Annotated in this window: 9 protein-coding genes; 2 read left to right on the top strand and 7 right to left on the bottom strand. The window is 65.1% G+C overall.

The genetic code is table 11. The annotated features are described in order from the left end of the window. Positions 1–244: 244 nt before the first annotated feature. Positions 245–1,042, bottom strand: coding sequence for an urea transporter (locus HV744_RS21080; protein ID WP_425497787.1), 798 nt, complete (start codon positions 1,040–1,042; stop codon positions 245–247). A 182-nt stretch (positions 1,043–1,224) separates the two neighbouring features. On the opposite strand from HV744_RS21080, the gene HV744_RS21075 reads away from it, so the two are divergent. Then, on the top strand, positions 1,225–1,779 hold the full coding sequence (locus HV744_RS21075) for a putative glycolipid-binding domain-containing protein (RefSeq protein WP_175151346.1): 555 nt from the start codon (positions 1,225–1,227) through the stop codon (positions 1,777–1,779). 58 nt (positions 1,780–1,837) lie between these two features. Here HV744_RS21075 and HV744_RS21070 read toward each other — a convergent pair whose 3' ends face one another. The 3 genes from HV744_RS21070 to HV744_RS21060 form a co-directional block, all read right to left on the bottom strand. Then, positions 1,838–2,137, bottom strand: coding sequence for a hypothetical protein (locus HV744_RS21070; protein ID WP_175151345.1), 300 nt, complete (start codon positions 2,135–2,137; stop codon positions 1,838–1,840). A 181-nt stretch (positions 2,138–2,318) separates the two neighbouring features. Continuing rightward, the gene (locus HV744_RS21065) at positions 2,319–2,954 is read right to left on the bottom strand and encodes a GNAT family N-acetyltransferase (RefSeq protein ID WP_175151344.1); all 636 of its coding nucleotides are present in this window, start codon (positions 2,952–2,954) and stop codon (positions 2,319–2,321) included. A 331-nt stretch (positions 2,955–3,285) separates the two neighbouring features. Next, the gene (locus HV744_RS21060; protein WP_175151343.1) at positions 3,286–4,173 is read right to left on the bottom strand and encodes a DMT family transporter; all 888 of its coding nucleotides are present in this window, start codon (positions 4,171–4,173) and stop codon (positions 3,286–3,288) included. Between the two features lie 116 nt (positions 4,174–4,289). On the opposite strand from HV744_RS21060, the gene HV744_RS21055 reads away from it, so the two are divergent. Continuing rightward, the gene (locus HV744_RS21055; protein ID WP_175151342.1) at positions 4,290–5,729 is read left to right on the top strand and encodes an aminotransferase-like domain-containing protein; all 1,440 of its coding nucleotides are present in this window, start codon (positions 4,290–4,292) and stop codon (positions 5,727–5,729) included. Positions 5,730–5,757: 28 nt separating this feature from the next. On the opposite strand, the gene HV744_RS21050 is transcribed toward HV744_RS21055, so the two are convergent. The 3 genes from HV744_RS21050 to HV744_RS21040 form a co-directional block, all read right to left on the bottom strand. Beyond that, positions 5,758–6,831, bottom strand: coding sequence for a TAXI family TRAP transporter solute-binding subunit (locus HV744_RS21050; RefSeq protein WP_175151341.1), 1,074 nt, complete (start codon positions 6,829–6,831; stop codon positions 5,758–5,760). A 185-nt stretch (positions 6,832–7,016) separates the two neighbouring features. Then, on the bottom strand, positions 7,017–8,408 hold the full coding sequence (locus HV744_RS21045) for a hypothetical protein (protein WP_175151340.1): 1,392 nt from the start codon (positions 8,406–8,408) through the stop codon (positions 7,017–7,019). Between the two features lie 432 nt (positions 8,409–8,840). Next, positions 8,841–10,376: an MDR family MFS transporter gene (locus HV744_RS21040; protein WP_175151339.1), complete on the bottom strand. Its 1,536-nt coding sequence runs from the start codon at positions 10,374–10,376 to the stop codon at positions 8,841–8,843. Positions 10,377–10,405: the final 29 nt, after the last annotated feature.

Genomic DNA, 10,405 nt, shown 5'->3' with positions numbered 1-10,405 from the left:
TTAGCGCTTACTCTGGTCCCATGCAGAGCAGTCGACCAGAGTTAGCGCATTAGCGCTTACTCCGGTCCCATGCAGAGCAGTCGACCAGAGTTAGCGCATTAGCGCTTACTCTGGTCCCATGCAGAGCAGTCGACCAGAATTAGCGCTTCAGCCCCTACTCTGATCCCCTACAAGATAGTTGCTGAAATTGCCTGAAGTGTCAGCGTGGGCGAACTGACGCGTGATGCTACCGCAGAGTATCAATTCACGCGCGCCGCTGGAGTCGTGACCGGGCGACCGCTGTCCGGGACGATCCGGCGCTACGCGTGACCCTATGCCTGAGCCACTGCATGTACCACGTTGCGAGTACGACGGGCGCCGTCATGGCCGGCCAGCCGAAGTGAGTCGCTGCCGCTTGCAGCACGACCGAAACGGCAACGCCGCCGAGCATCGACACGACGCCGCCATCGACGAGCGCGAGCGCGGTGAGCGCGCCGTTGAATCCTAACAGGCCGGCGTCGAACGGGCTTGCGGTTGCGCCCAGCAGCAGGTGCGCGGCGCTCGCGAGCCCCGCGCCCATCAGCGCCCACAGCGCATGTCTGCGAGAGGCCGTGGCAATTCCGATCAGCACGAGCAAACCAGCTAATGCGCCCGACGCAAAGCCGGTTTGCGCGAAGCCGGCGAGCACGCCATCGGCCCATTGCGACGCGCCCAGCGCGTGCAGCGGGGCCACGCCGGTTTGCCGGGTGCCGTTAGTGACGACGGGCAGCCAGAGCCACGTTACGATCAGACACGGGCTCGAAAAGTAACCTGGTCGACGCAGGCGCAGCCAGCGCGACCACGGCTGCAGAAGCCACGCGGTGCCCGTCGCGGCGAGAATCGCCAAGGCCGCAGCGGTCGCAGGGTCGGCGATGAAGCTGAACGCGGCGAGACCCGCCAGCGCGCCGTTGAAACCGTGCAGCCCGGCGCGCGTATCGTCGTCGCGATAGCCGGCCAGCACCGCGCTGACGTTGGCCGCGACCGCGCCCATCAGCGCCCCACACGCGAGGCGCGGCTCGGCCAGCAGCCACGCGGCGAGCAGGCACGCGCCGGCCAGCTACGCCACCTCGGGCAGCGTCGCGCGTTGATAGCGGCTATTTGCGACATACGCGTACAACGGACACGATGTGGCGGCGGCCCGCCGGCTTTCGCGCTACGATAGGAGCCCGGCGCGCACGCCGCGCCGTTTCGCGAGGAGACAGGCTGATGCGTGAACTACGTTGGGCATCGGAAGAGGGCGACGGTATCGAACATCTGGCGTTCGACGTGCGCGAGGACGGCTTCGCAGTGGAGAGCGTGGTGGTCGGGCAGCGCTACGGCAAACCGTACGGGCTGCACTACACGGTGCGCTGCGACGCGCAATGGCGCACGCGGCATGCGTGGCTGAAGATCGTCGGCGGCGGCGAACTGGAACTGCATGGCGACGGCGAGGGCCACTGGCGCGATGGTCACGGCCTCGTATTGAGCGCGATCGAAGGCTGCATCGACATTGATCTCGCCGCCACGCCGTTCACCAACACGCTGCCGATTCGTCGGCTGCAACTGGCCGAAGGCGAGCGTCGGCCGATTTCAGTCGCCTATATCGCGACGCCGGATTTGCAGGTCACACGCGTCGAGCAGGCGTATGGGTGCATCGGGTTGAATCGCGAGTATCGCTACGAGGGCATCTTCCGCAACTTCACGGCGAACCTGCAGGTGGACGGAGACGGCCTCGTGATCGACTATCCGACGCTGTTCACGCGCCTGCCGCGCGCACGTTGAGCGTCGTCGCGGCTGGCTTGCCATGCACGCGCAACGTGCGCACCAGGCACACCGCGATTCACTGTGCCGCCAGCGCCGCTGCGACTACCGGGCTCTGCCAGAGGTTGTCCCTCACGGTAATTTTCTGCGGGATCAGGCGGGCGCCGTAAAACGCGTCGGCGACGAACTGCTGCGAGCGCACGATCTCGTCGCTGACGGCGGTGGTGCCGTACGGATAGCGGCGCACCCACGTTTTGACCATCTTCTGATCGAGGCCGACCTGGCCAGCGTGGTCCGCGCCCGTGCGCGAGATGCAGTGCGTGTGTCGGGTTGGACGCTGCTGGAAACACGTTGCGGCGACGTTCGGGGATCGTCGCATGGACGTCGCGCCGGTCAAACGAAGCAATGCAGATTTGAATATGACGTACGCGCTTGAACACAGCGCAGCATCGGCGCTTGCCGGTTCGATGTAGCCGGCGGGCGAAGGCGGAACAGGAAGCGGCATGTTGGGCGTTGGGTGATATTAACGCGGCTGCCTCGCGAGCTACCAGCGCAGTGCATCAGCCACCGCGCCTGGCCACGTCATCCGTCACGTCGTCGTTCACGTCGGCGGGCAAGGTGGAGTCGCCGGGACCGAGCGTGCGCTGCATCAGCGTCGTGTCGAGCCAGCGCCCGTGCTTGAAGCCCACCGCTTTCAGCGTGCCGGTCAGGTCGAAGCCCAACTGCTTGTGCAGCGACAGCGAGCCGCCGCTGCCGCCATCGGCGATCACGGCGATCATCTGACGCCACGGTCCGGTTTCGCAGCGCCCGATCAGCGCCTCCAGCAACACGCGGCCGAGGCCTCGTCCGCGATAGGCGTCGTTCACGTAGATCGAATCTTCGATGGTGTTGCGATACGCGGCGCGCGGGCGATACGGCATCGCGTAGCAATAGCCGGCGACTTCGCCGTCGATCTCAGCGACCATGTATGGCAGCCCGTGACTGCGCACCGACGCGAGCCGCGTGCGCAGATCGTCGACGGAAGGCGGCGTTTCTTCGAACGACGCGACGCCGGTCAACACGTGATGCGCGTAGATCGCCTGAATCGCGGAGAGATCGGCTTCGGTGGCGTCGCGGATGTGCGGGGCGCCGGGCGGCGTGCCGCTGGTTGCGTTCGCTGACGGGGATGGGGCGGGCGCGGGGCCGGTGGTGCTCATGCGTGTTCCTGTCGTGGCCGGTGAATGTGATGAGACGTTTTACTATGCCTGCCCTGCGCGCCGATTTGAAGCGAGTCAAAAATCGGCGTGTGCGTGGTGAGTCGTCGCTGGTCACATCGAGCGTTGCGTATCTTCTCGCACTGTTGTCTCTAGCAGCAGCGATGCGAGCGAACTCGATAGGTTTGAGCGAAAGCGGTCGGCATCGTAAGTCGCGGCGCAGTGGTTGGTCGATCATCGCGATGATGACATATTCAACCGGCGGCCCGCTGGGTCCGGTGCTGAAAATTGGCGCCGGCCGCGACCGCAACCGCAACCGCGGCCGACACGCCGTTCAGACAGCCGGGCGCACCGGCGCGGTTCGCGAGAAATGCCGTGCGCCCGCCACGCAGGCCACCACCACAACGGTAACCAGAATCATCGCGGGCGGCACCTGTTCGTGCAGCAGCAAGCCGGCAAGCAGCAGCCCGAAGAACGGCTGCAGCAACTGCAACTGCCCGACCGCTGCGATGCCGCCGAGCGCCAGCCCGCGATACCAGAACACGAAGCCGATCAGCATGCTGAACAGCGACACGTACGCAAGGCCCCAAAGCGCGGCGTGACTGACGCCGTCGAACGAAGCAGGCCGGGTCCACCATGCGAGCGGCAGCATCAGCGGCAGCGACAGCACGAGGGCCCACGAAATCACCTGCCAGCCGCCGAGATGCCGTGACAGACGCGCGCCTTCCGCATAGCCCAGGCCGCATACGACGATGGCGGCCAGCATCAGCGCGTCGCCGAGCGGCGACGCGTCGAGGCCGTGGCGCAACGCGAACGCGACCACCGCGCCGCTGCCGAGCGCCGAGAACAACCAGAACGCCGCCTGCGGGCGCTCGCCGCCGCGCAGCACGCCGAAGATCGCGGTGGCGAGCGGCAGAAGGCCGACGAACACGACGGCATGCGCGGCGCTCACATGGCGCAGGGCCAGCGCCGTCAACAGCGGAAAGCCGACCACCACGCCGAGTGCGACCACCACCAAAGGAATCAGTTCGCGACGCGCGGGACGTGCCTGGCGAAACACCAGCAACAGCAACAGGCCGAGCGTGCCGGCGATCGTCGCGCGGGCGACGGTCAGAAACACCGGGTCGAGGCCTTGCACGGCAAGACGCGTGGCCGGCAGCGAGCCGCTGAAAATCAATACGCCTGCGAGACCGCTGAGCCAGCCGTTCGTTGTCTTGTCCATCGGAAGAGCCCATATGCCCGTGAAATAGAACGGATAGCATGCGCGTCGCCGCCGTAAACGTTAAGCTACAGATCAGTACAATTTATACATACTGTACCGAACAAGGAGCAGTACAGATGGCGGAAAGCGAGAACAGCCGGGCCACGTCGGGCACGCGTGTCGGCACGGTGATGGACCGTTTGCGCGAGCGCATTGCGAGCCGCTCGCTAATGCCGGGCGCCCGCGTGCCGTCGATCCGTGCGATGACCGAAACACTCGGCGTATCGAAGTCGACCGTGGTGGATGCCTACGACAGGCTGGTCGCGGAAGGGGTGATCGTCGCGCGCCGCGGCTCCGGTTTTTTCGTGTCGGGTCATGCGCCGCCGCTTGCGCTCGCCGATCTCGGACCGCGTCTGGATCGCGAGGTCGATCCGTTGTGGCTCACGCGCCAGTCGCTGGAGGCGGGTTCGAAAGTGCTGAAACCCGGCTGCGGCTGGATGCCTCCTTCATGGCTGCCGGAAGACGGCGTGCGCCGCGCGTTGCGCGCGGTGGCGCGCGATCCGCAGTCGCCGCTCGTCGACTATGCGAGCCCGGGTGGTCTGCCCGCGCTGCGCCAGCAGCTCGCGTGGCGGCTCGCGCAGTACGGTGTGGAAGCGCCGCCCGAGCAGATCGTGCTGACCGACGGCGGCACGCACGCGCTCGATCTGGTGTGCCGCTTTCTGCTTGAACCCGGCGACACCGTGCTGATCGACGACCCGTGCTACTTCAACTTCCAGGCGCTGCTGCGCGCGCATCGCGCGCGCATCGTGAGCGTGCCCTACACACCTTCCGGGCCCGATCTGGCGGCCTTCGAGCGAGTGCTGATCGAGCATCGTCCGCGGCTGTATGTGACCAATTCGGCAATCCACAATCCGACCGGCGCGACGCTTGCGCCGGCTGTCGCGCATCGGCTGCTGAAGCTCGCGGGCGAACACGATCTGTTGATCGTCGAGGACGATATCTTCGCCGACTTCGAAGACGAAGCCGCGCCGCGTCTTGCCGCGTTCGACGGGCTCGCGCGGGTGGTGTCGATCGGCAGCTTTTCGAAGACCCTGTCCGCGGTGGCGCGCTGCGGCTTCGTCGCCGCGCGCGCCGAATGGATCGAACCGCTGATCGATCTGAAGCTGGCGACGTCATTCGGCAACGGCCAGCTCGCGGCAAGCGTGCTGCATCGAATGCTCGTGGACGGCACCTACCGGCGGCATCTGGAATCGATGCGCGCGAAGCTCGCCGACGCGATGGGCGAGACGCTCAGGCGTCTAGGCCATGCGGGCCTCGAGATCTGGACGCGGCCGCGCGGCGGCATCTTCGTGTGGGCACGCCTGCCGGATTCGCTCGACGCCGCCGATATCGCGCGTCACGCGCTCGCTGACAGCGTGGTATTCGCGCCGGGCAATGTGTTCAGCGCGTCGCAATCGGCGGCCGGCTTTCTGCGCTTTAACGTGTCGCAATGCAATCGCCCGAAGGTGTACGAGGTGCTGCAACGGGCGATGGAGGCGTCGGCCGGGTCAGGCGAAAAAGAGCGGGAGCGTGCCTGAACGCGCGCGTCCCGCGGTTCAGGTGAAGCTACTTGCACAGCAGAAGCAGGCGCTCCTGCTCCGAACAGGCGGCACGCGGCTTCTGCACCGCTTGTGTGGCGGCCGCGCTCACCGCCGCGCTCCGGTTGGTCAGACACGCGCGCAAATGCTTTTCGACCGGCCCGTAGTATTTCCATCCGCGCACGAGGGGCGGCAGTTCGAGCTTCACCTGCTTCCACTTGGGATGCCCGTGCTCCTGCAGATTGTCGAAGTTCGCGCACAATGAGTCGGCGAAGCGATTCAGGTTGCCGACGGTATCGCGCAGGCCGTAATCGTAGGTGACGAGAAAGGCCTTCACGGTCAGCGTGGGGACGTCTTCCTTGAGCCAGTTCGGATAGCTGGTTGCGCGGATCGTCGCGGGGAAGTAGGTCTGCTTTGCGCGCGCGGTTTCAGGCGCGGCGGGATCTGCCTTCAGAAGGCGGATCTGCTGCAGCAGATCGGGGTTCATGTCGTTGAACAGTTTCGCCGGCTGCCCGACCACGATGATCGCCACGTCCACCTTCTTCACGATCAGCGCGGCCAGCGCGTCTTCGTTGCTCAGGTGCTGGACGTTCTGCTCGGGAATCGCCTGGCCGAACATCAGGTGATAGAGCGTCGTCGCCGATTGCGCGGTGCCGCTGCCGAACAGGCCGACGCTGATGGTTTTGTCCTTGATGTCGGCGAAGGTTTTCAGCGGCGAGTCCGCGCGCACCACGACGTTAATTTCCTCGTCGTAGAGCGGCATGATGAGCCGCAGCGGGCGGATCGTCGTGCCCGCGTCGGGGTTGCCCGCGTTGGCCATGTCGATGTAGGCCTGGTACACGTCGGACTGCACCAGCGCGAGTTTCACGCCGGGCTCGAAGCGCATGCGCTGCACGTTCTCGGCCGAACCCTTCGACGCCACCACGTCCAGGTCGATGCCGGCCGGCTGAGCCACCCATTTCGACAGATCCTGGCCGATCTGGATATAAGTGCCGCGTTCCGGACCGGTGACGATTTTGTAGTGCGCCGGTTCCGCGCCAGCCAGCGAAGACACGACGATCAGCGCCAGCCCCAGCCATCCCGCCAGAAGTCTCTTCAGCATGGTCGATCTACCTATCGGTCAGGTTTGTACAGCCTCGCGCGTCAGTGCGCGTGAAGCACCGCAGAGCCGGTTGCCATGTCATGTTCAATGCGCTTCGACGGCCGTGTCCGTCTGTTGCCGCTCAAAGCACACGCAATGACGCGTGCGATCGGCATGGATAGCGGCGATGTGATTCGGTATCCAAACTAATCTGACTGGCTGGGTGGCGCGCTGGCGGAAACCTTGCCGCCGTTCGAAGGCGCGCGGTTCCAGCCGGAGTCGGTGATCGCGCGTTCGCGCGCGTCGACGCTATTCGCGCCGCCTCCGGCGGTTCGCGCGGCCGCGGCGCGCGGCGCTGCTGCGAGAAGCTCGCCGGTTGCCGGCATGCCTTGGGGCAACGGTGTTTGCAGTTGAACCTGCTGCGATGCCGGTGCGGGCTGCGCTTGCGCGAGCGGTTTGCCTTCGGCCGGGCCGGAGGTGGCGGCATGCGGCTTGAGCGGGGCCCATCCGGTCTCGCGAATCACGCGTTCGAGAATGGTCTTTGCCGCGTCATTGCTGGTGTCGATCGTAAGCGCCTCGTTGGCGTGCTGGCGCGCGCAAGGCCACGACTGCTGCGCGACGCACGCTTGCGCGGCCTGCAACGCGCTGTCGCGGCGCATGGTCAGGGGCCTCAATTCGGCCGCCAGGTTTTGCGCGTCGCTGTTGCCTGGTTGCAGCGCTAGCGCGGCGCCGAGTGCGGCTTGCGCGGCGGACAGGTTGTTGGCGCGGAACGCGAGCCGCGCCGATTGCAAGGCTTGCGCGGCATCGCGGAATTGCAATGCGGGTTTGACGGGCGCGGTGGCTACCGGTGGTGCAGCGGCTACCGGTGGTGCAGCGGCTACCGGTGGTGCAGCGGCTACCGGTGGTGCAGCGGCTACCGGTGGTGCAGCGGCTACCGGTGGTGCAGCGGCTACCGGTGGTGCGACGGCTACAGGCGGCGCGACGGGCGGTGTTGGCGCGACCGGCGTCGTCTTTGCAACGCTGCCCGGAGTGGCGGGCTTGACCGCGGCAGCCGGACGATTCGACTGAGCCGGTGCAAACGGCGCGATCGTGCCGGTGCTCGTTCTGGCGTCCTCAGCAGTTGCGGTGGTCTGATCGCCGCCGATGTCCTCCGAATCGCCATTGTCGCTGAATAGTGCATAAGCGACATACGCCAGGCCAATTACGACAACGGCCGCGATCGCATATAGCACTCTACGAATCGTCAGTCCCGTGTTGCGTGGAGGATACGGCAGGTCATCGAACGGCGGAATCGGCATATCGCTCGATACAAGCGCTGTATGGATTGCGCCTTCGGAAGGAACTGCCTCGTCGGGATGTGCGGCGTGAGCCGTCAGGTCGGCTTCATCAGGCAGATCCTGTGCGTCGTCGAGTTTCCGCGCGGGTTGATCCATGGCGCTGGCCCGACTGCTGGGCATCGCGGCGCGCTTGAGCGGGCTCTCGTCGAGCGGATGCACCGCGCCGCAATATGGGCAATAGTCGACTTGCCGGTACAGCGCACCGCCGCACCGTTTGCAGGGCGTTGGGAAACTGTGGCCGAGTGCTGTCTGGGTGGACATGCCTTGGACCCACCTGTGGAAAACGATGCCATTACGGCATGTTCCGGATCGTGTTGAAGCTGGAGCCTTGTCCGCGGAATCACGATCCACATGCGCCGGAGAGTCTTGGAGACGCAAACCCACGCTTGCGCTGCTGGGTTCCAATATGTGGCGTTTCGCTCAGAACGTCAATCGCCGTTCGCACCTATCTTAAGTGCGCTACCGCACATTGGCGGGTACGACGAAATAGTGCCTATGCCGGCAGAACGAGCGGGCGCAAGGTTTTTTTTAGGCGTTTTCAAGCAGCCTCGTGCGGGTGCCATGCGCGAATCAGTTGCGGCGATTGCGCAACGCAATTGCGTGACGGTGAAAACAGAACGAGGTCGACGCGCGTGGCGTTCGACCTCGTCATTAAACGCTTGTATCAAGCGCGGGAAGAAAACGCCACCGTGATCAGTGCTTGCGCAGCGGATGATCCTTCTGTAACCACGCGAGCGCGAAGGCCAGCACCACCACGCAAGCGGCGGCGAGATACACCGTGTGCAGCGCACCGGCGAATGCATGCAGATAATCGTTGCGCAACGCTTCAGGCAACTGATGGATCGCGGCGGGTCCTAACGCATGCGGCAATTCGGTGTCGGGCGGGATCAGCTTTTCGAGGCGGGCGGCAAGTCCGTTCGAAAACACCGCACCGAAGGCGGCCACGCCGATCGAGCCGCCGATCGAACGGAACAACGTCGCGCCCGAAGTGGCCACGCCCATATGCTTGAACTCGACGGTGTTCTGCACGGCGAGAATCAGCACCTGCATCACCATGCCGAGACCGCAGCCGAGAAGGCCCATGTAGAGATACATCACCTGAATCGGCGTGTCGATCTGCAGACGCGAAAGCAGCAGCATCGCGATCGCCACGAGGCAGGTTCCCATGATCGGGAACATGCGGTACTTGCCGATCTTGCTGATGATGCGGCCCGTCACCATCGACATCAGGAACAGGCCGCCCATCATCGGCAGCATCTGCATGCCGGCTTGCGTCGGCGTCGAGCCTTTCACCACTTGCAGATAGAGCGGGATGAACGTGACCGAGCCGAACAGCGACACGCCGATGATGAAGCCGATCAGACTGCTCAGCAAAAACGTGCGCTGTTTAAAGAGCTCGAGCGGCATGATCGGTTCGACCGCGCTGCGTTCTTCGTGAATGAAACCCCAGATCGCCACGAGGCCCATGCCCAGCGTGAACCACAGCTGCGGCGACGACCACGGCAGAATCGTGCCTCCCTGGCTCGTGAACAGGATGATGCAGGTGAGCGCGCCGGCGAGAAACGCGGCGCCCATGTAGTCGATGGTGTGCTTCACATGACGGACGTGCGGCTTGAAGACCGCGCCGATCACGACGAGCGAAATGATGCCGAGCGGCAGGTTGATGTAGAAAATCCAGCGCCACGTGAGATGCTCGACAAGAAAGCCGCCGAGCAGCGGCCCGATCACGGTTGCGAGACCGAACACGCCGCCGAACACGCCTTGGTAGCGGCCGCGTTCAGCCGGCGGGATCACGTCGGCGATCGCGGCCATCGTCACCACCAGCAGACCGCCGCCGCCGAGCCCTTGCAGCGCGCGCAGCACGATCAGCTGGGTCATGTTCTGCGCAACGCCGCACAGTGCGGAGCCGACCAGAAATACGATGATCGCCGTCTGCAGCACGATCTTGCGGCCGAACAGATCGCCGAACTTGCCGTACAGCGGCACGACGATGGTCGAGCTGAGCAGGTAGGCGGTCACCACCCATGACAGGTTGTTGAGCCCGCCGAGTTCGCCGACGATGGTCGGCAGCGCGGTCGAGACGATCGTCTGATCGAGCGCGGCGAGCAGCATGACCAGCAGCAGCGCCGGAAACAGCAGGCGGATTGGCGGGTGGTCAGTGGCTGGCGAGTCCGCCCGTGTGTCCGGCCGCGTAGGCTCGGCGGGATGAGTCGTGGTCGATTGTTCCATGGCAGCAGGGTGTTGAAATTAATTAATTC

It is taken from the genome of Paraburkholderia ultramafica (assembly GCF_902859915.1).
GTDB classification, from domain to species: Bacteria; Pseudomonadota; Gammaproteobacteria; order Burkholderiales; family Burkholderiaceae; genus Paraburkholderia; species Paraburkholderia ultramafica.
This window is presented reverse-complemented; position numbering and strand designations above follow the sequence as displayed.

What these genes read in the sequence shown, in the direction of transcription:
- HV744_RS21075 (WP_175151346.1), top strand. Translation starts at nt 1,225, where the DNA reads ATGCGTGAACTACGTTGGGCATCGGAAGAGGGCGACGGTATCGAACAT.
- HV744_RS21070 (WP_175151345.1), bottom strand. Translation starts at nt 2,137, where the DNA reads ATGCGACGATCCCCGAACGTCGCCGCAACGTGTTTCCAGCAGCGTCCA.
- HV744_RS21065 (WP_175151344.1), bottom strand. Translation starts at nt 2,954, where the DNA reads ATGAGCACCACCGGCCCCGCGCCCGCCCCATCCCCGTCAGCGAACGCA.
- HV744_RS21060 (WP_175151343.1), bottom strand. Translation starts at nt 4,173, where the DNA reads ATGGACAAGACAACGAACGGCTGGCTCAGCGGTCTCGCAGGCGTATTG.
- HV744_RS21055 (WP_175151342.1), top strand. Translation starts at nt 4,290, where the DNA reads ATGGCGGAAAGCGAGAACAGCCGGGCCACGTCGGGCACGCGTGTCGGC.
- HV744_RS21050 (WP_175151341.1), bottom strand. Translation starts at nt 6,831, where the DNA reads ATGCTGAAGAGACTTCTGGCGGGATGGCTGGGGCTGGCGCTGATCGTC.
- HV744_RS21045 (WP_175151340.1), bottom strand. Translation starts at nt 8,408, where the DNA reads ATGTCCACCCAGACAGCACTCGGCCACAGTTTCCCAACGCCCTGCAAA.
- HV744_RS21040 (WP_175151339.1), bottom strand. Translation starts at nt 10,376, where the DNA reads ATGGAACAATCGACCACGACTCATCCCGCCGAGCCTACGCGGCCGGAC.